General features: G+C 65.0%; 16 protein-coding genes. 9 read left to right on the top strand and 7 right to left on the bottom strand.

Annotation, left to right across the window (positions count from 1 at the left end; translation table 11 throughout):
* The first annotated feature begins 127 nt into the window (after positions 1–127).
* The 9 genes from AACL56_RS34000 (at position 128) to AACL56_RS33965 (ending at position 12,076) form a co-directional block, all read left to right on the top strand.
* The gene (locus AACL56_RS34000) at positions 128–634 is read left to right on the top strand and encodes a 2Fe-2S iron-sulfur cluster-binding protein (protein WP_339095120.1); all 507 of its coding nucleotides are present in this window, start codon (positions 128–130) and stop codon (positions 632–634) included.
* The gene (locus tag AACL56_RS33995; protein ID WP_339095118.1) at positions 631–1,617 is read left to right on the top strand and encodes an FAD binding domain-containing protein; all 987 of its coding nucleotides are present in this window, start codon (positions 631–633) and stop codon (positions 1,615–1,617) included. The genes AACL56_RS34000 and AACL56_RS33995 overlap by 4 nt, the downstream gene beginning before the upstream one ends.
* On the top strand, positions 1,614–3,929 hold the full coding sequence (locus AACL56_RS33990) for a xanthine dehydrogenase family protein molybdopterin-binding subunit (RefSeq protein WP_339095116.1): 2,316 nt from the start codon (positions 1,614–1,616) through the stop codon (positions 3,927–3,929). Before AACL56_RS33995 ends, AACL56_RS33990 begins: the two co-directional genes overlap by 4 nt.
* A gap of 498 nt (positions 3,930–4,427) precedes the next feature.
* Positions 4,428–5,237, top strand: a complete 810-nt coding sequence (locus AACL56_RS33985) for a transglutaminase family protein (RefSeq protein WP_339095114.1) — start codon at positions 4,428–4,430, stop codon at positions 5,235–5,237.
* A gap of 83 nt (positions 5,238–5,320) precedes the next feature.
* Positions 5,321–5,581 carry a hypothetical protein gene (locus tag AACL56_RS33980; protein WP_339095112.1) on the top strand — a complete coding sequence of 87 codons (261 nt, stop codon included), beginning with the start codon at positions 5,321–5,323 and terminating at the stop codon, positions 5,579–5,581.
* 386 nt (positions 5,582–5,967) lie between these two features.
* Positions 5,968–7,458, top strand: a complete 1,491-nt coding sequence (locus AACL56_RS33975) for an ATPase domain-containing protein (protein WP_339095110.1) — start codon at positions 5,968–5,970, stop codon at positions 7,456–7,458.
* Between the two features lies 1 nt (position 7,459).
* Complete coding sequence (locus tag AACL56_RS33970) at positions 7,460–9,154, top strand: response regulator (RefSeq protein WP_339095108.1); 1,695 nt, start codon at positions 7,460–7,462, stop codon at positions 9,152–9,154.
* A gap of 78 nt (positions 9,155–9,232) precedes the next feature.
* Positions 9,233–9,340, top strand: a complete 108-nt coding sequence (locus tag AACL56_RS34400) for a hypothetical protein (RefSeq protein WP_425337113.1) — start codon at positions 9,233–9,235, stop codon at positions 9,338–9,340.
* A 429-nt stretch (positions 9,341–9,769) separates the two neighbouring features.
* Positions 9,770–12,076 (top strand): FdhF/YdeP family oxidoreductase, encoded by a 2,307-nt coding sequence (locus tag AACL56_RS33965; RefSeq protein ID WP_339095106.1) that lies wholly within the window; start codon positions 9,770–9,772, stop codon positions 12,074–12,076.
* Between the two features lie 248 nt (positions 12,077–12,324).
* Here the strand turns inward: AACL56_RS33965 and AACL56_RS33960 are convergent, their stop codons facing one another.
* The 7 genes from AACL56_RS33960 to AACL56_RS33930 form a co-directional block, all read right to left on the bottom strand.
* Positions 12,325–13,290, bottom strand: a complete 966-nt coding sequence (locus tag AACL56_RS33960; RefSeq protein ID WP_339095103.1) for a cupin domain-containing protein — start codon at positions 13,288–13,290, stop codon at positions 12,325–12,327.
* Positions 13,287–14,594 carry a Zn-dependent hydrolase gene (locus AACL56_RS33955; RefSeq protein WP_339095101.1) on the bottom strand — a complete coding sequence of 436 codons (1,308 nt, stop codon included), beginning with the start codon at positions 14,592–14,594 and terminating at the stop codon, positions 13,287–13,289. The genes AACL56_RS33960 and AACL56_RS33955 overlap by 4 nt, the downstream gene beginning before the upstream one ends.
* Positions 14,594–15,475 (bottom strand): alpha/beta fold hydrolase, encoded by an 882-nt coding sequence (locus AACL56_RS33950; protein WP_339095099.1) that lies wholly within the window; start codon positions 15,473–15,475, stop codon positions 14,594–14,596. Before AACL56_RS33950 ends, AACL56_RS33955 begins: the two co-directional genes overlap by 1 nt.
* 13 nt (positions 15,476–15,488) lie before the next feature.
* Positions 15,489–16,676 carry a pyridoxal phosphate-dependent aminotransferase gene (locus AACL56_RS33945; protein WP_339095097.1) on the bottom strand — a complete coding sequence of 396 codons (1,188 nt, stop codon included), beginning with the start codon at positions 16,674–16,676 and terminating at the stop codon, positions 15,489–15,491.
* Positions 16,673–17,503: an SDR family oxidoreductase gene (locus AACL56_RS33940; RefSeq protein ID WP_339095095.1), complete on the bottom strand. Its 831-nt coding sequence runs from the start codon at positions 17,501–17,503 to the stop codon at positions 16,673–16,675. Before AACL56_RS33940 ends, AACL56_RS33945 begins: the two co-directional genes overlap by 4 nt.
* Before the next feature lie 82 nt (positions 17,504–17,585).
* A complete protein-coding gene (locus tag AACL56_RS33935) occupies positions 17,586–18,365 on the bottom strand; it encodes a GntR family transcriptional regulator (protein WP_339095093.1) in 780 nt (259 codons plus the stop codon).
* A gap of 31 nt (positions 18,366–18,396) precedes the next feature.
* Positions 18,397–19,236, bottom strand: coding sequence for a TauD/TfdA dioxygenase family protein (locus tag AACL56_RS33930; RefSeq protein ID WP_339095091.1), 840 nt, complete (start codon positions 19,234–19,236; stop codon positions 18,397–18,399).
* Between the last annotated feature and the right edge of the window lie 32 nt (positions 19,237–19,268).

Raw genomic sequence — 19,268 nt, 5'->3', positions numbered from 1 at the left:
GCAAAAGCCTGACGTCGCCTGGCACGCGGCCGTGCTATGAAATCAGTTCGTCAAGTCATCGCGTCGAACCGAAGCGATCGCGGCGCTGCACCGACGCCTTATCCACCTCAACCCCACGAGGATGCACATGACAGTCACCATCAATGGATCACCTGCGGCATTGCCGGACGATCCGCGGGTCTCATTGCTCGATCTCCTGCGCGAGCATCTCCATCTTTTCGGCGCCAAGAAGGGCTGCAACCAGGGCGCATGCGGTGCGTGCACCGTGCTGGTCGACGGCGAGCGCGTGCTGTCCTGCCTTGCACTCGCCGTGCAGTACGAGGGCCGATCGATCACCACGGTCGAAGGACTTGCGCCCCAAGGCGACATGCACCCGCTGCAGAAGGCTTTCATCTCGCACGACGGGTTCCAGTGCGGCTATTGCACCCCGGGCCAGATCTGTTCCGCCGTGGGAATGGCGCGTGAGCTTCGTCAAGGCGTTCCGAGCCACGTCACCGCCGACCTGCGCGCCCAGACGATCCCGCCCAGCCATGACGAACTGCGCGAACGCATGAGCGGCAACGTGTGTCGCTGCGGGGCCTACAACGGCATCGTCGCGGCCATCGCCGAGACCTTCGAGGGCGCACCGACATGAACCCCTTCACCTACGCTCGCGCGGAGAACGCGCATGACGCATTCGCGCTCGGCAGCCAGCCCGGCGCCAAGTACCTGGGCGGCGGCACCAACCTGGTCGACCTGATGCGCGAAACCATCGAGCGACCCGTCACGCTGGTCGACGTGACCGGCCTGTCCTGCGAGATCGAGGAGCGGGCAGGGGGCGGCCTGCTGGTCGGCGCCGCGGTGCGCAACACCGCGCTGGCGTCCCACCTGGCCGTGCGAACGCGCTATCCGATGCTCGCGCGCGCGGTGAGCTCCGGTGCGTCGGCGCAGATCCGCAACATGGCGACGGTCGCCGGCAACACTCTGCAACGCACCCGCTGCGCGTACTTCTACGACGACGAGGGTTCGCGTTGCAACAAGCGCAACCCCGGCCAAGGCTGCGATGCGGTCGACGGCTTCAATCGCTATCACGCGATCCTGGGCGCCTCGCCGGGCTGCGTGGCCACGCACCCGTCGGACATGTGCGTGGCGCTGGCGGCGCTCGACGCCGTGGTGCACCTGCAGAACGCGCGCGGCGAACGCACGCTTCCATTCATCGACCTGCATCGCCTTCCCGAGGACCGTCCCGAGATCGAGACCCTGCTCGAGCCGGGCGAGCTCATCACCGCCATCGAGTTGCCACCGCTCGCTTTCGGCGCGCGTTCCACCTACCGCAAGGTGCGCGACCGCTCCAGCTACGCTTTCGCGCTGGTCTCGGTGGCGGTGGCGCTCGAGCTCGACGGCGACACCGTGAAGGATGTGCGCATGGCCCTTGGCGGCGTGGCGCACAAGCCGTGGCGTGCCTGGAAGGCCGAGGAGGCTCTTCGGGGCAAGCCGGCCACTGCGGAATCGTTCCGTGCCGCGGCCGAAGCCGAACTGGCGCACGCGCAGCCTTTGCGCGGCAACGCATTCAAGGTCGAACTGGCGAAGCGCACGTTGACGGCGGTGCTCGCAGAACTGAAGGAGGTGAAGGTATGAGCATCATTCAGGAGGCCGTTCAGGCGGTCGTGAAGAAAGCCATCGCGGTTGCGCCCGATGCATGGATGCCGGGCAGCAAGCCTGATCCGCTGCTGGCGCACCGGACCGGGTTGATCGGCGCGCCGATCTCGCGCCTCGACGGGCCACTCAAGGTGCAGGGGCAAGCGCGGTTCGCGGCCGAGTTCCCGATGGAAGGAATGGTCTACGCAGCGCTCGTGTACAGCACGGTGCCGCGCGGGCGAATCGTGACGCTGGACACGCGCGCGGCGCAGGCGGCAAGCGGCGTCGTGCTGGTGATGACGCATGAGAACGCGCCGCGCATGAAGCCCATGCCGCTGTTCATGTCCAAGGACAAGGCGGCGGGCGGCGACGACCTGCCGGTGATGCAGGACGACCGGGTGCACTGGAATGGCCAGCCGATCGCCCTCGTGCTCGCACAAACGCAGGAGCAGGCCGATCACGCCAAGTCGCTCGTACGCGTCGCCTACGACACCGAGCCGGCCACGACCAGTTTCGCCGCGGCGAAGGCGAAGGGCACGAAGCCCGGCACGTTCCAGGGGGAGCCGCTCAAACTGGAGATCGGCGACGCGGAAGAGGCGCTGGCTGGCGCCGCGCACCGGGTCGATGCCGTGTACACGACGCCGCGGCACAACCACAACGCGATCGAGCTGCATGCAGCCACGCTCGCGTGGAACGGTGACGACCTCGTGATCCACGACGCTTCGCAAGGCGTGGCACACATGGCCTGGTCGATGGCGGAGATCTTCGGCATCGACGAGAAGCAGGTGCACGTGACCTCGCCCTATGTGGGCGGCGGTTTCGGCGGAAAGACGCTGTGGCGCCACCACGTCCTTGCCGCGGCGGCCTCCAGGCTTGCCGGGCGGCCAGTGCGCATCATGCTCACACGCGAGGGCGTCTACCGCGTGGTTGGCGGGCGAACCAACACCGAGCAACGCGTGGCGATCGGTGCGCAGGCAGACGGTCGATTCGATGCATTGATCCACACCGGGGTGGTGGCCATGACTGCGCACAACAACATGCCGGAGCCGTTCATCCTGCCGGCGCGCTCCGCCTATGCGGCGGGGAGCTTCAAGCTGGACGTGGAGGTGGCGACGCTCGACACGCTCGCCAACACGTTCATGCGGGCGCCGGGAGAGTCGGTCGGCACCTTCGCGCTGGAGAGCGCCATCGACGAATTGGCCCATGCCATGAAGATGGACCCGATTGAGCTTCGCATCCGCAACGAGCCTGAACAGGACCCGACCACGGGCGCGCCTTTCTCGTCGCGTCACATCGTGGAGGCCTACCGGGCCGGCGCCGAGCGCTTCGGCTGGAACCGACGGAGCATGGTGCCGGGCGCGCGCCGCGAAGGCGAGTGGCTGGTAGGCATGGGCTGCGCCACAGCGACCTATCCGTACTACCGGATGCCTGGCGGTGCGGCGCGCATCACCCTGACGAGGGACGGCCATGCGAAGGTCGAGGTGGCCGCACATGAAATGGGCATGGGCACAGCCACCGCGCAGACGCAGGTCACCGCCGAACGGCTTGGCCTGCCAATGGACAAGGTGACGTTCTGCCACGGCGACTCACGCATGCCCGGCGTCGTGCTCGCGGGAGGCTCGCAGCAGTCGGCCGCCATCGGCAGCGCCGTGAGGGCCGCGCAGCAGGAACTCTTCGCCGAGCTCCTGAAACTGTGTGGCAAGGAGTCGCCGCTGCACGGATCGAAGAGCGGCGAACTGGTAGGCCGCGATGGTGGCCTTGCCAAGCTCGACGACCCGGGTTGTTCGGAAAGCTACGCGGCCATCCTGGCGCGCGCCGATCGCGATGAACTGATCGTCGAAGCCAGCGCGCCACCACCGCTCGAAGCGCAGCACTGGTCGATGCATTCACACGGCGCCATGTTCTGCGAGGTGCGGGTGAGCGAGATCACCGGCGAGACGCGGGTCAGCCGCTTTCTGGGCTCGTTCGACTGTGGACGCATCCTCAATGCCAAGACTGCTGCCAGCCAGTTTCGCGGCGGAATCGTCATGGGTCTGGGCCTCGCGCTGATGGAAGAGACCCACGTCGACGAGCGCAACGGCCGCATCATGAATGCCGGTTTTGCGGACTACCACGTCCCGGTGCACATGGACGTGCCGGAGATCGATGTGATCTGGACCGACATTCCCGATCCGCATGCGCCGATGGGCGCGCGCGGCGTCGGTGAGATCGGCATCACCGGTGTGGGCGCCGCGGTCGCGAACGCCGTTTTCAATGCGTGCGGAAAGCGGGTGCGCACGCTTCCCATCACCCTGGACAAGCTGGTGGACTGACGAGTCGCAGGGTTTCAGCGTCGGCGGCCGGGTTGGACGAACCACTACCGCGCGGCTCGACTTCTGAGGAGGAGGGCACACCTGCATGGATTTCTTGGCTCGGTTGGTGAGCGCCGGAACGCGACTGGAGCCAGGGCGCTGTGCGGGCCCATGCGGACGCACAGCACCCGACGCAGACGGCATTCGAGATCGTTGTCTGCCTACACCGTTCTCACCGCCCGGTGGTAGGGTGTGTTTCATGATGCATCCTCGTCAGCAGTATTTGGAGTTTGACGCGCCGCCACGCCGCGCGCGCCAACGCCTGCGTTTGCCTGAATCGGATCGTCAGGTCCGGAAAGTCATCTCGATCGACTACCAGACCTGGCTTTCACTCACGGACCGCCTGGTGGCGCCCGATCGCTCAAGTAGCGTGCCGCGTCCGAATGCTGCGCCCACGGAAAGCGTTTCAGCAGCGAGTTCGGCCCCCAACCCGGATCGAAGCTCCATCAAGACTTGACAATGAGACTCCACGCCACATGCCGGATGACGGTTGACGCCAGCAGCGATTGCCCCGTGGTTGCCATGCTTCGCCCTCGCAGCGGAGAAGCGCAATGGATGGTCAGCGAGCGCTATGACCTGGATCCCTGGGTGCCCACGAAGGAATACGTCGACAGCTTCGGCAACCTGTGCCAGCGCATGAAGATCCCGCAAGGCGAGATGCGGCTCGAGGTCGAGATGATCATGGAGACGGAGGCCAACATTGCGGTCGACCCCGGCGCGGGAGCCGTGGCGGTCGAGGATCTTCCATTCGACGCACTGCAGTACCTTCTGCAGAGCCGTTACTGCCCCTCCGACAAGATGAGCGAGAGGGCCCGGCAGATCGTCGGCGACGCGGCTCCAGGCTATGCACAGGTCGAAGCCATCAGGCACTGGATCCATTCGAACCTGGAATACCGCTACGGCGTGAGCGACGGTTCTACCGATGCGCTGGGCACCTTGAGCGACGGCGCGGGCGTGTGCCGCGACTTCTCCCATGTCGGCATTGCGCTTTGCCGGGCGCTTCACATCCCCGCCCGTCTCGTGGTCGGCTTCCTGCACCAACTCGACCCGATGGACATGCATGCGTGGTTCGAGGCGTTCGTGGGCGGGCGCTGGTACACCTTCGATGCGACGCAGGACCGGCCGCGCGGTGGTCGCATCGTGGTGGCCTACGGCCGCGACGCGGCGGATGTGGCTTTTCTGTCCAACTACGGGCCGCTCGAAATGGGCGAGATGGTCGTCACGGTGGAAGAGGTGGGGGCGACGGCGACCCGGACAGGAAATTCATGAGTCGCGATGGCTTGGCGGAGTGAATCCAGCGGGCGCACCTTCTGCGTATTGGCATTGGTGAAACCATTTCTTCTCGATGTTCCATGCGTGCTCTGACCTATCTGCTGCGGCTAGCCCACTCCACCCTGCCAGCGATCATCGAAGACAGGGAAGACATCCTGCTCGTGTCCGTCCTCAAGGCGACCGGCATGATCGAGGCGAAGATCGCACCTGCAAAGGGCGCCACGGGCTGCTACATCCGCGCCACCATGGCGGTGGTGATGTGCATCACCGATGAAGGCCGCGACGAGATCGCGCGGGCGCATGCGGATGCCACGCGTGCATCCGTCCGCCTGGCTAGTTGACCATGAACTCGTCACATCGAGGTGCGGCTGACGGGCGCCGACGACCGATGTGATGTGTGGTGAATTCGGCACCGGTGTCAGCACCGGCGGCGTGCCAGGCCATTGCTTGACCCAGCCCACGATCCCGGCACTGCTGTCCAGATGAAGCCCATGGCCTGCTTGCCGGGCGGCAGCGCCCTGGCGACCAAGCTGACGACAAAGCCGACAGGGATCGTCCAGATGACTTCTGCAGCCGACATCAACGCAAACTTTCGCGCGTGTTCGGAAGTCGAGCATTTCACCTACATCCCGACACGGGCTGGGTCGGCTTCGACGCTGACCAGCCCCGGTAACTTCGCCTCTCATCGCAGAAAAATAGTTAGGCCTCATCTATGACGAATCAGTCCATGTCGGCAACGTTGCCGGCCGTCGAACCCACAGGCGTTCCGGGGTTGGACGATGTGACTGGGGGCGGGTTGCCTGCGGGGCATCTTTATCTCGTTGAAGGGACGCCTGGTGCCGGCAAGACCACGCTTGGCCTGCAGTTCCTGCTTGAGGGCCGAACGCTTGGCCAAAAGGGCATGTACGTCACCTTGTCGGAGACCACCGAAGAGTTGGCGCAGGGGGCGCTGTCACACGGTTGGGATTTGGAGGGTATCGAGATCTTCGATCTGGTGAGTGATGAGGGCTTGAGCGCGGAAGCCGAGCAGAGCATTCTTCAACCTTCCGACTTCGAACTGGGTGAAACCATTCGTGGCGTCATGGAGCTTGTCGAGCGCGAGAAACCGGTGCGAGTCGTCTTCGACAGCCTCTCCGAGCTTCGGCTTCTTGCGCAGAACTCGTTGCGCTACCGTCGGCAGATCCTGGCGTTGAAGCGATTCTTTCTCAAGTTCCGTTGCACGGTGCTGATGCTGGACGACAAGTCGGCCGCTGGTGGGGACATGCATCTTCACAGCATTGCGCATGGGGTCATCCAGCTGGAACAAAACACGGGAACCTATGGTCCTGACAAGCGACGCATGCGCGTCGTGAAGCTGCGGGGCGTGGGCTTTCGCGAAGGCGACCACGACGTCAGCCTCAGCCGTGGCGGGTTGCAGGTTTTCACGCGTTTGATCGCAAGCGAACACGGCAGGGCGCATGCCCAGGAGCGTTGGAGTTCGGGTAACGCCGATCTCGACCGGCTGCTGGGAGGAGGCCTGACGCCAGGCACCAATCTTCTGTTCGCGGGGCCAGCAGGCGTAGGCAAGACGACCACGGCCGTTTCGTGCGCGCGGGCAAGCCTGGAGCGCGGCGGAAAAGCTGCATTCTTTCTTTTCGACGAGGGCACCAGGACCTTCCTGACCCGCGCGCGTTCGCTCGGGCTCGGCGTTGACGAGTACGTCGCAGATGGACGGCTGGTTCTGAATTCGGTCGATCCGGCAGAGATTTCGGCGGGACAGTTTTCACATCGCGTACGCGAAGCAGTCGAGCGCCAAGGCGTCACCACGGTGGTGATCGATACCTTGAATGCCTACCTGATCGCAATGCCGGGGAACAACTACCTGCTGCTGCAGATGCACGAGCTTCTGACCTATCTGAATGTGCAAGGCGTGACGACGATCTTGGTGCTGTCGCAACATGGCCTGTCTGGCGAGACGCCGAACGATGTGGACCTGAGCTACTTGAGCGATTCGATGTTGCAGTTTCGATACTTCGAGGCACGCGGGCAGCTCCTGAAGGCCGTTTCGGTCGTCAAAAGCCGAACCAGCGAGCATGCAACGACGATCCATCAATTCCGCCTCGGTCAAGGAGGCTTGGAGATCGGTGCGGCCCTTACCGACTTCGAAGGCGTCATGGCTGGCGTCCCACGCTACCGGGGCCAAACCCTGCTGCTTGGCGACGCTGAGAAGGCGCAATGAGGTGGAGCATCGAGTCCTGGTCCTGGCGCCGTTCGGGCGCGACGCGCGGGTCATCAGCGATGTGCTTGGCGCGCGTCAGATACACACCCACATCTGCATCGACACGGTTGAACTGACAGGCGAGCTTGGCAAGGATTCCGCGGCAACAGTACTGACCGAGGAATCGCTCAGCGATGAGCTCCTCTCGGCGCTGCGTACCATGTTGGCAAGTCAACCGCCGTGGTCTGACTATCCGTTCGTGGTCCTTGCTGCTCGTTCAACGGTTCATCGGACTTCCCGCGCGCAATCCGCATTGCAGAGCCTCAGCAATCTGGTGTTGCTTGAGCGCCCAGTCAACGCCGACACCTTGGCAAGCGCAGCGCAGTCGGCTTTGCGCGCGCGTCGACGCCAATACCTGACACGCGAGCATCTGGTCGACCTGGAGGAGTCCAAACGCAGTGTCGAGCGCGTCAACGATGAGTTGGAGACCCGCATCGCATCTCGCACGGCCGATCTCGCCAGCGCCAACGATCGCTTGATGCGCGAAATCATGGAGCGTGAGCGCGTCGAAAACTCACTCGTGCAGAACCAGAAGATGGAGGCACTGGGACGGCTGACCGGCGGTATCGCTCATGACTTCAACAATCTGCTGCATGCCGTCAACCTGAACCTGCAGTTGCTCGAACGGCTGAAGGTGGAGGAAGACCGTGTTCGCGTCTATGCGCGACGGGCCAAGGAAGCTGTCGAGCGTGGGTCCCGACTTACCGCGCAACTGCTTTCCTTCGCGCGGACGCAGAGCCTTGTGCCCAAGCTGCATGACGTGAACGAACTGATCCGCAACATGGCGGAATTGATTTCGATCTCGATCGGATCTCACGTCAAGCTTTCCTTGACGTTGTGCTCGGAACCGGCGTTCGTTATCGTCGACGCAGCACAGATGGAGATGGCGATTCTCAACCTTTCGGTCAATGCGCGGGACGCCATGCCGCAGGGCGGCACACTTGAGATTCATACTCGAACCGCTTCGCCTGACAGGGAAGAAGCGTCAAGGAACTCTGCGTATCCCTTGGGTTCGGTTGACGTGGCCGTGCGAGACACGGGCACCGGTATTCCGGCAAATCTCCTGGACAAGATTTTCGATCCGTTTTTCACGACCAAGCAGCATGCCGGAACCGGACTGGGTTTGAGCCAGGTCTACGGCTTTACGCGCCAATCAGGGGGCAGCGCGGTTGTCGAAAGTGTGGTCGGGGAAGGGACGTCGATCAAGTTGCGCTTTCCGCTGGCGCCGATGCCGCAGAGCTCTTTGGCAGCTGCGGCAACTGCGGAGCCAGCGTCTGAAACAACATTGCAGGCTGAGATCCTGGTCGTCGAAGACGATCCAGGTGTACGGCGGAGCATGGTCGAATGCCTTCAGGTTCTCGGATTTCGGGTGCGGCAAGCCTCAGACGGCGCTTCAGGCCTGGTCGAGCTTCAGAAAGCAAGGCCAGATCTGCTGCTGGTCGACTACCTGATGCCGCAGATGAACGGCGCCGAACTGATTGCTCATGCTCAGGCGATGTACCGTGATATTCCCATCCTGATGGCCACCGGCTACGCCGATATGAATGTCGTTGAAAAGCTGATTGGCCCTCAATCTGTGCTCGCCAAGCCATTCGACCTCGACACCCTCGGCACTGCTGTATCGGCCGAGCTGAAGCGCGCAAAGGCGCAGGGATAGGCTGCTGATTCTTCAATCCTTTACGACGCAGACAGTCTGTCTAGAAAACTGCAATAGCGCGCCGATCCACATCCGGGGCTGGTTGAGCCGCACGGAGCGCTCATCGCGTTCGATGCCTCCAAGCTGAGCATGACGCGCCTGAGCGTGAACTCCGCCGCGCTGCTGAGCGCACGGCTCCGGCGCTGAACGAGCGGCTGGCGCCCATGCACTTCATGGGCGACGCGCTGGTGAACGCGACGCTCCACGAGGCTCACCAGGTGAAGACCTTGGCCGCATGCATACGGCCTGAGAGCCGCAGTCTCCATGGCTGACCCGCTGAAACGGCGCCGATCAGCGTCCGATGCGGGAGTGCAGTGGCTGAATGTTCGAGGCGATGGTCACCGAAAGTCGCTTCCGATTGCCAGCCTCTTCCCTGCGTCGACTTCAATCGTCATAGCGACGTTGACCTCGCTGTCACGTCCTATGGCGCACCCAAAGGCAACCGTCAGTGCGAAGAGTCATTCGACATGGCCGACCCAGCACTGCACCGTCCCACGAAGCGGCTCGCTGGCGACCTACAGGTGCGCCCGGCGGAAGACATACCGTGATTTTTTCAAAACAAAGCTGGAGCGCGCATTGGAAGACACACCGCATTTCGAGCCCTATACCGATTCCGCCGGCGGCTGGGGCTCGCTCAAAGCCGTGACCAGCCACCTCATTCGCGAGCGCATCCCGATCGTCGGGGTGCAGGCGCTCATGAAGCAGAACAAGCCTGGCGGCTTCGGGTGCGTGAGCTGCGCTTGGGCGAAGCCCGAGCATCCGCATCCTGCGGAGTTCTGCGAAAACGGGGCCAAGGCCACCGCCTGGGAGCTCACCGCCAAACGCCTGCCTGCGGAGTTCTTCCTGAAGCACTCCGTGACCGAACTCCTCACGTGGAGCGACCACGCCCTGGAAGAAGGGGGACGGTTGACAGTGCCCATGAGGTGGGATGCCGGACGCGACCGCTACATCGAAGTGACCTGGGAAGAGGCTTTCGCGGGCATTGGCTCCGAGCTGAAGGCCCTGCATGCCCAAGAACCCGCCTCGGTGGTGTTCTACGCCTCGGGCCGCGCCTCGCTGGAGTCCAGCTACATGTACCAGTTGCTGGCACGCCTGTACGGCAACAACAACCTGCCCGACAGTTCCAACATGTGCCACGAAAGCACATCCGTGGCGTTGCCGGAGACCATCGGCACGCCGGTCGGCACGGTCCGCCTGGAGGACTTCGATCACTGCGACGCGATTTTCATCTTCGGCCAGAACACCGGTGTCAGCAGCCCGCGCATGCTCCATCAGCTGCAGGACGCGCGCAAGCGAGGCGTCCCCATCGTCACCTTCAACCCGTTGCGCGAACGCGGGCTGGAGGAGTTCGTGAACCCGCAGTCACCCACCGAGATGCTCACGCCCGCGCACACCCGGATCAGCACCCAATACCTCCAGGTGAAGAACGGTGGCGACTTGGGCGCACTCACCGGCATGTGCAAGGCGCTGCTGGCGGCCGACGACAAAGCCCGCGACGAGGGACGCTCGCGAGTGCTCGACATGGCATTCATCGCCGAGCACACAGAAGGCTTCGATGGCTTCGCGGCTTCGGTTCGAAAGACCCCCTGGGCTGAGATCGAACGCGAATCAGGACTCGCGCGCGCGCAGTTGGAGGCCGCCGCGACGACCTTTGCCAACGCGAAGGCGGTGATCGGTATCTATGGCATGGGCCTCACTCAGCACCGCAAGGGCGTCGAGAACGTGCAGATGGTCTGCAACCTGCTGCTGCTCGGTGGCCACATCGGCAAGCTCGGCGCGGGCATCTGCCCGGTGCGTGGACACTCGAACGTGCAGGGCCAGCGCACCGTTGGCATCACCGAGAAACCCGAGCTCGCACCGTTGGACAAGCTGGCTGCACTGTACGGCTTCGAGCCGCCGCACGAGAAGGGGTTGAATACGGTCGAGACCTGCGAAGGCGTGCTGGCCGGTCGGGTGCGCGCATTCATCGGCTTCGGCGGCAACTTCGTGCGCGCCGTGCCCGACTCCGAGCGGCTCGAGCCTGCCTGGCGAGAACTGCAGCTCACCGTGCACATCGCGACGAAGCTCAATCGCTCGCACCTTGTTCACGGCAAGGCGTCGTATCTGCTGCCCTGCAAGGGGCGCATCGAAATCGACCGGCAGGCCAGCGGCGAGCAGACTGTGGCGCTGGAGGATTCGACCGGTGTCATGCACGCCTCGCGCGGCGTGGCCGAGCCGGCGGCGGCATCGCTGCTGTCGGAGCCCGCCATCGTCGCAGGCATCGCCAAAGCCAGCCTGCCGCAGAACACGAAGGTGCCGTGGGATGCTTGGGTGGCGGACTATGCACTGGTGCGCGAGCACATCGCGCAGGTTTTTCCTGAGACTTTCCACGACTTCAATAGCCGCCTGGCGGCTCCTGGTGGTTTTCCGCGGCCGGCGCCGGCAAGGCAACGCGTGTGGAAAACGAAGAACGGAAAGGCCAACTTCAAGGGCTACGGCAACCTCCGCGCAGACCCTGACACACCCGAAACCGGCCCTGACGTGCTGCGGCTGATGACGCTGCGCAGCGACGACCAGTTCAACACCACCATCTACAGCCTGGACGATCGCTTTCGTGGCGTTTACGGTACGCGTCGCGTGCTCTTGATGAACCGGGACGACATCGAGCGCCTCGGTTTGACTGAAGGGACCCAGGTGGACGTGAGCTCCGCAGTCGACGATGGACATGCCCGCACCGTCCACGCGATGCGCGTGACGGGCTACGACATCCCGCTCGGCTGCGTGGCAGGTTACTACCCGGAATGCAATCCGCTGATTCCGCTGTCGCACTATGCGGAGCGAAGCAAGGTTCCAGCGGCCAAGGCCATACCGGTCCGGCTCCATCCTCGCGTTCCCTCTTCTTGAGTTGCGGACTGCACGCACCAGCTCGGCAGGGGGCTATTGCGGTGCTGTGCGTCAACCCAGGCCTCGGCTTTCACCCAATCATCGGTCTCGCTGCAGAGGCCGACCCCGCCGCTGGTGGCCTCATCTGCAGGTCGAATCACATGCTCGGGCCATCAATGTGCATTATGTTAACTAACGATGCCAAATTTTGCGAGCATGATTCGGATCAAAGACGCTGGACTTCGAAAACTTCGTCCGCGTTCTGTGCCCTATTCCGATAACTCCAGAAACTCGAAGCCCATGGTTCGTGCGTGATAGTGCAAACCACCGTCTTGCACGATGAGAAAGCGCGCACCGCGTGTGCCCGCGTTGTGGTGCGAATGCGGGGCGCCCGGCGGCGTGACCAGCGTGGACCACGGCGCCCACGGGCACATCGCATGGCCGACCATCGAATGGCAGTCTTCGCCCTGCACCACCAGCGTGATGGCGGCGGAGTTGTGGCGATGGGTGCGCTGGTGGGTGTGCGGCTCGAGCGTGTTGAAGCTCAGGGTGAGCGTGGGCGTCAGGTTGCGCGCGGCGGATTGACGGTCCGACGAGAAGATCAGCGCGCGGCCGGAGGTTTCGTCGTGCGTGGCGGTGGAGAAGATCAGCGCGAACTGGCGCTCGATCTCATCGGCCGGGTAGTGCACCGCATCGATGGTGGCCGAGGCCCGAGACGCAGGTTGTGCGCGCTCGAAATCCAGTTGCGGCTCGTTGCCCACGGTCCACAGCAGGAGCTCTTCGGGGCCGGCCTCGAGCCGGTAGCCCGAAGCGCCGGGCAGCAGGAACACGTCACCGGTGCCGAATGTGAAACTGTCGGCACCGCCGGACAAGCGGCCGCTGCCGGCAATCACATACCAGACCGAGCCCGTGGCATTCACGTCCAGCGGCAGCAATGCGTCGCGTGCGGCAATGCGCACGTAGCGCGCGAGCATCAGCGGCGTGGTGGCCGCGAAGCCGCAACCCAGCGCGTCCGACTGGTCGCAGTCGAACACGCCGAAGCGACCTTCCTGCGGTGGCGGGAACAGCTGCGCGGGCACCACGGGCAGCTTCACGTTGAAGGCATTGCCCGAATTGAAGAAGCGTGCGCGAGCCTGCGCGGCGCCGGCCGGTGCGCGCGGATGCTGCATGGGCAGGTCGGCCATGTCGAGCCCGGCCGGCAAGGAGGACAAGGAGGCGGTGGATGTGGAACTCATGGACGGCTCCCCTCTCCTGCATACGGCAGCAACACGCGCAGCAGCACGTTCGCACCGGCCGCCACGTGCGCGGGCTCGGCCCACTCATGCTCCGCATGGCTCACGCCGTCGCGGCATGGAATGAAGATCATCGCGCTCGGACACAGCGACGCCATATGGCGCGCGTCGTGACCGGCGGCGGAAAGGATGTGCATGTGCGGCTCGCCGATGCACTCGGCCGCCTGCGCGATGGCTTGCTGCAGAGCAGGGTCGAAAACGTTGGAAGGCGCGTCGACCAGCGGCGTCACCTTCACCTGGCATGGCGCAGCGAGAGTCTCGCACAGCGACACCAGGCGCCGGCCAAGCAGTTCCAGCACGGCGTTGTCGGGGTGGCGCAGGTCGATGCGCAGCGTGGCGCGTTCGGGCACCACCGAAGGCGCGTTGGGCTCCACCTGCAGGCGACCAATGGTGAACTTCACCACGTCGTCATGCCCGCCGACCTGCGAATACAGCGCCACCGCGATGCGCGAGAACGCTTCCAGCGCGTCACGCCTGTCGGCCATGGCCAGCGTGCCGGCGTGTCCGCGCTCACCCTCGACGACGATGTCGAATGTCTTCTTTCCCTGGATGCCGGTGACCACGCCGATCACGCGCTCCTCCGCCTCCAGGATCGGCCCCTGCTCGATGTGCGCCTCGACGTAAGCCGCCAGCGCAAAGCCCAGAGGCCGCCTGCGCAGCGTCGGGAATGCCGCATGCAAGGCATCGAGCGCATCCGCCACTGAAATGCCCTCGGCGTCGCGCACCGCGCGCACCTCATTCAGGCTGCGCACGCCGGCGAAGGCTTCGGAGCCCATCATGCCGGGCGCGAAACGCGAGCCTTCCTCGTTCATCCAGGCGACGCAGACGATGTCCACAGGCGGGCGCACACCGCGGGCCGCCATGGTGGTGAGCACCTCGAGCGCAGCCGCCACGCCGTAGACACCGTCGAAGCGCCCGCCGCCGGGCTGGCTGTCGAGGTGGCTGCCGGCCAGCACGGGCGGCGCGTCGCGGTCGATGCCGGGAAGCGCAATGAAGAGGTTGCCGGCCGCGTCGGTCGAAGGCTCCAGCCCCGCCGACAGCGCCCAGCCGATCATCGTGTGCCACGAGGCAATTTCTTCCGCGCTCAGCGCCTGCCGGTCAACACCGCCGCCCGGCGTGGCGCCGATGCGCGCAAGCGTCATGAGCCGATCCCACAGGCGGTTGGCATCGATGCGCCAAATGTCTCGCTCGCCGGGCACGCTGTGCATGACCTGCGCGGTCTGCGCGGTGGCTGCTTCGTCGTTCATCAGTCGGTCTTCATGATCTGGCTGGGCAACGCGCGCGGGTCGCGCGGCTTCCACTGGCCGGCCTCGACCTGCGCGAAGAACTCGGCCAGCAAGGCATTGAACGCGGCAGGCTCTTCGAGGTTGAGCGTGTGGCCGGTCTTGGGCATCACCGCCAAGCCGCAGGCCGGCACGGTCTTCTTCAGGAAGATGCCGGGCTGCAGGCAGTGGTCGTCCTCGTCGCCGACCACCACGAGCGAAGGCACGGCCATCGCGCGCAGTTCGTGTTCCAGGTCGTAGATCGACGGGCGGCGCGCCTGCACGCCACGCATGGTGTTGGCAGCGCCCACGGCGTCGTGCTGGCCGAGCCAGGTTGCAAACTCCTGCCAACCGCGCGGGTCCTTGTTCTGGAATTGCACGCGGCTCGCGCCCAGCGAATAAGTGCGCGCGAATTTCTCCGAACCCTGGACCTCGAACTGCTTAGCGACTTCGAGGGAGACGCCGCGGAAGTAGTCCTCGTGCTCTTTCTCCGCGCCGTAGCCCGCGCCGGCAATCACCAGCGAGGCCGCGCGCTTCGCATGGCGAAGGCCGAAGTGCAGCGTGGCAAAGCCGCCCATCGAGAGGCCCACGATGTGCGCACGCTCGAGCTTCAGCGCGTCCATCACGGCAACGATGTCGTCGGCCGCGGTGGCCTGCGAGTAGCGCTCCAAGTCCTGGGGCACGTCCGAAGGCGGATAGCCGCGCGCGCCGAAGGTCACGCACTGATGGCGCCGCGCGAAGTAGCGCATCTGCGGCTCCCAGCTGCGGTGGTCGCCGCCGAACTCGTGCACGAACACGATGGGCGTGCCGCTGCCCGCGGTCTCGTAGTACAGGCGGGTGCCGTCGGGGGTGATGGCGAAGCTCATGGTTCGTCGCTCCTCAGAACAGGGCCGCCGTGGCCGGCAGGCTGCGTGCACGTTCCACGGCCTGCGGCAGCACGTCGCACAGGGCCTGTGCCCAGGCCTTGGGCACGGTGGTCGAGATCTTGATGAACCGGTGACCGAAGCGCGGTGTGTGGTAGGTACCCTGCCGTACCATGATGTCGTTCTCGCCCAGCGCCGTGACCAGCGCCTCGGGTGTCACGCCTGCCTTGCTGCACTCGACCACGATAAAGTTGGCCTGTGACGGAAACACCGGCACTTCGAAGCCGGGCAGCCTGGCGAAAGCGTCGACGATCATCTTCTGGTTGGCGCGCTGCTGCACGATCACTTCGGCCATCCATTCGTCCTTCACCGCAAGGCCCGCGATGGCCGCGCGCTGCGCCAGCACGCTCGCGCCCAGCGGGGCCTGCGAATGCGGGAGGATGCGCGCGAGCAGCTCGGGCGACGCCACCAGCGCGCCCAGCCGCAGCCCCGCCAGGCCGAGCCACTTGGAGAAGCTCACGATGGTCACGGTGCCTTCGGGATAGAAGCGCGAGGCCAGCGTGTGGCTGTCTGCGAAGTCGCGATAGGTGCAATCGTGGATCAGCACGGCGCCGATCTCGCGGGCGCGGTCCGCGAAGGCGCGAATCTCGTCTTCGGTGTAGGTGGTGCCCAGCGGATTGTTCGGGTCCACCAGGTAAATGACGGCGGTGTTCTCGTCGGTCGACGCGGCCAGCGCCTCGGCCGAGAGCTTGAAGCCGTATTCGGGCCCATAGATCGGAATCTCGGTGATCGCCGAGCCGGCCTTGGCCGCGAACTGCAGCGGCCACTTCCAGCCCGGATCGGTGGTCACGAAGCCCTTGCCCGCCACGCAGAAGGCACGGCAGGCCAGTGCCAGCGCCGACACTGCGCCGTCGGTCACCACGGCCGACTGGCCAGCAACGCCCAGGTCGGCCACGATGGCCGAGCGCAGTGCTTCCATGCCCAGCGGCGGCGCGTAGGCGTGAAAGCTCTCGTCGTCGATGGCGTCGTGCAGCGCCTTCTTGACGGCGGGGTGCAGCGGGTAGTGGTTGGTGTTCTGCCCGAGCCACATCAGCTCGGGATTGGTGAAAAGGCGGTCGAAATACCGGTTGCGGGTCTCGGCGTCGTTGGTCACCGACGAGGCAGCGGCCTCCGGCGCCTCGACGGACTTCAGTACCGCGCTCATGCCGCGAGCCTTTGCTGTTCGGCGGCCATGGCCTTCTTGCTGGTCTTGATGATCGAGCCGCGTGCCGCGATGCCGCCGTCGATGGTCACCACGGTGCCGGTGATGTAGCCCGCGCGCGGCGAGGCCAGGAACACCATCAGCTCGGCCACCTCCTCGGGCGTGGCCGGACGGCCACCGGGGTAGTTGTCGAACAGCTCCTCCCAGCGGCCTTCGTCGCCGTGGGTGTCGAGCGCACGGCGCTTCATGAGCTTGACCATGCGGTCCGTTGCCACCGGGCCGGGGTTCACGCCCACCACGCGGATGCCATCGTCCAGGCTGACGCCGCCGAGCGCACGCGTGAAGGCCATCACTGCCGCATTGCCGGTGGATCCGGCGATGTAGTTGGCGTCCCAGTTCTCGCCGGAGTTGCCGATGTCGTTCACGATCACGCCGCCGCCCGCGGCCTTCATGCGCGCGTAGTAGATCTGCGAGAGTTCCATGTAGCCCAGCACCTTGAGCTGGAAGCCGCGGCGCACCACGGCGAAGTCGAGCGACTCGATCGGGCCTGCGGGAATGTCGCCCGCGTTGTTCACCAGGATGTCGACGTGTCCTGCAGCCTCGGCCAGTTGCTGCATGGCACCCGGCGCGGCCAGGTCCATCGGGTGGATGCGCACATTGATGGGGTAGATCTTCTCGATCTCTTCCCTGGCCGCGGCGAGCGCCACGCCGTCGCGCGCGGCCAGCTGCAGGTGGCAGCCTTCGGCCGCGAACGAGTGCGCGGCTGCAAGGCCGATGCCTTTGGAAGCGCCGGTGATGAGTACGGTCTTGCCTTCGAGTTCGAGTTTCATGATGAAGTGATGTCCTGGAATACGTTTGAAAAATTCGGTCGGGAGATTCGGTCGGAAAGAATGGCGTTCTTGAAAGAGGGGCTCAGGGAGCGCCGCCGTCCTGCTCGGACAGCGCCGCGATGAGGTCGACCATGTCGTCCTCGAGCAGGCTCACGTGGTCGATGGCAGAAGTGAACGCGGCCGCCGGATCGTTGCGCCGGATGGCGTCCAGGATGGCGGCGTGCTCGCCGATGGTGGCCGTCATGCGTCCCGGCTGGAAGGTGACGTAGCGGCGGTACACCCGCACCCGCTTGCGCAGCGCGCGCGTCTGCTCGGCCAGGTAGTGCGTGTTCGAGGCCTCGTACAGCGCGTCGTGGAAATCCTGGTTCACATCGTAGAAGCGCGAGTGATCTCCCGAAGCGAGGATGCTCGTGAGCTCGTCGTGCAGGCGGCTCATGTGCGCCTTCTGCGCCTCGGTGGCGCGGCGCGCCGCGAACTTCGCGCACAGGCCTTCCATCACGGCCATCATCTGGAACATCTCGATGAGCATGGGCAACGAGATGCGCGCCACGCACACGCCGCCCTGCCGGCTGCGCAGGTCGACCAGGCCTGTGGCGGCCAGCGCCTTCAGCGCTTCGCGCACCGGCGTGCGCGACACCTTGAAGCGCTCGGCCAGTTCGGCTTCGTCGAGCCGCGCGCCCGGCTTCATCACGCCGCTGACGATCAGGTCTTCGAGCGTGTCCTTCAGCTCGTCGGACAGCGTGGCGCCCTTGCCGCGCTGGCGCTCGCGTCCGCGCAGTGCCGAGGGTTCTTCTGCCATTTCGGGTTCGTTCGGTTCCATGTGCTTGCCTTCCTTGTTGTGCTTGTCTTTGTCGGTCTTCAAACGCGGGGCGTGTTCGGCGGGCGCCGGCAAATCAGAACGGGCGGTCGCCGGCCACGGTGGTGCGATGCATGACGCGGCGGTACACGTTGTCGTCGTACGGCGTGGCGCGGTGCATGGTGCAGCGGTTGTCCCACACCAGCAGGTCGCCCGCGAGCCATTTGTGGCGGTAGCTGAACTCGGGCGAGATCGCATGCGCATTCAGCTCGGCCAGTAACGCCACGCTCTCTTCGGCGGGCAGGCCGTCGATCTGCTTGACCACGTCTTCGCCCACGTAGAGCGAGAGGCGGCCGGTTTCGGGGTGCGTGCGCACCAGCGGGTGCACCACGTCGGGCGTGGCGGCGAGCTGCTCGGGCGTGAGAGGGTCGCGGTCGGCGAAGGCCTTGCCGTAGTAGTTGGCGTAGCTGTGCGTGGCCGTCATGGGGCGGATGCGCGCCTTGGTGTCCTCGTCGAGCGCGTCGTAGGCGGCGTGCATCGAGGCGAAGAAGGTGTCGCCTTCCACCGGCGGCACTTCCAGCGCGTAGAGCAGTGCGCCCATCGAGGGTTCGGCCTTGTACGACAGGTCGGAGTGCCAGTTCCAGCCCTCCTTGTGGTTACCGATGGGCTTGCCGTTTTCCGACACGTTCGACAGCACATAGACCTCGGGGTGCTCTTTCTTCAGGAACTGCGTGAGCACATGGCCCAACAGCGTGCCGAAGCGGCGCGAAAAGGCCACGTGCTGCGACTCGTCGATGCGCTGGCCGCGAAACAGCAGTACCGAGCGCTGGTTGAGCGTGTCGCGCAGCACGGCGAAGTCGGCGTCGCTCACCGGCTCGCGCAGGTCAATGCCCTTGACTTCGGTGCCGATGAAGGAGGTGAGGTTCTCGAGTTGCATGGTCGGAATGTGTCTCTTGAGGGGGTGAGGAT

It is taken from the genome of Variovorax paradoxus (assembly GCF_902712855.1).
Taxonomy (GTDB): domain Bacteria; phylum Pseudomonadota; class Gammaproteobacteria; order Burkholderiales; family Burkholderiaceae_C; genus Variovorax; species Variovorax paradoxus_Q.
This window is presented reverse-complemented; position numbering and strand designations above follow the sequence as displayed.

What these genes read in the sequence shown, in the direction of transcription:
- AACL56_RS33945 (WP_339095097.1), bottom strand. Translation starts at nt 16,676, where the DNA reads ATGAGCGCGGTACTGAAGTCCGTCGAGGCGCCGGAGGCCGCTGCCTCG.
- AACL56_RS33950 (WP_339095099.1), bottom strand. Translation starts at nt 15,475, where the DNA reads ATGAGCTTCGCCATCACCCCCGACGGCACCCGCCTGTACTACGAGACC.
- AACL56_RS33985 (WP_339095114.1), top strand. Translation starts at nt 4,428, where the DNA reads ATGAGACTCCACGCCACATGCCGGATGACGGTTGACGCCAGCAGCGAT.
- AACL56_RS34000 (WP_339095120.1), top strand. Translation starts at nt 128, where the DNA reads ATGACAGTCACCATCAATGGATCACCTGCGGCATTGCCGGACGATCCG.
- AACL56_RS33930 (WP_339095091.1), bottom strand. Translation starts at nt 19,236, where the DNA reads ATGCAACTCGAGAACCTCACCTCCTTCATCGGCACCGAAGTCAAGGGC.
- AACL56_RS33975 (WP_339095110.1), top strand. Translation starts at nt 5,968, where the DNA reads ATGTCGGCAACGTTGCCGGCCGTCGAACCCACAGGCGTTCCGGGGTTG.
- AACL56_RS33990 (WP_339095116.1), top strand. Translation starts at nt 1,614, where the DNA reads ATGAGCATCATTCAGGAGGCCGTTCAGGCGGTCGTGAAGAAAGCCATC.
- AACL56_RS33940 (WP_339095095.1), bottom strand. Translation starts at nt 17,503, where the DNA reads ATGAAACTCGAACTCGAAGGCAAGACCGTACTCATCACCGGCGCTTCC.
- AACL56_RS33960 (WP_339095103.1), bottom strand. Translation starts at nt 13,290, where the DNA reads ATGAGTTCCACATCCACCGCCTCCTTGTCCTCCTTGCCGGCCGGGCTC.
- AACL56_RS33980 (WP_339095112.1), top strand. Translation starts at nt 5,321, where the DNA reads ATGCGTGCTCTGACCTATCTGCTGCGGCTAGCCCACTCCACCCTGCCA.
- AACL56_RS33995 (WP_339095118.1), top strand. Translation starts at nt 631, where the DNA reads ATGAACCCCTTCACCTACGCTCGCGCGGAGAACGCGCATGACGCATTC.
- AACL56_RS33955 (WP_339095101.1), bottom strand. Translation starts at nt 14,594, where the DNA reads ATGAACGACGAAGCAGCCACCGCGCAGACCGCGCAGGTCATGCACAGC.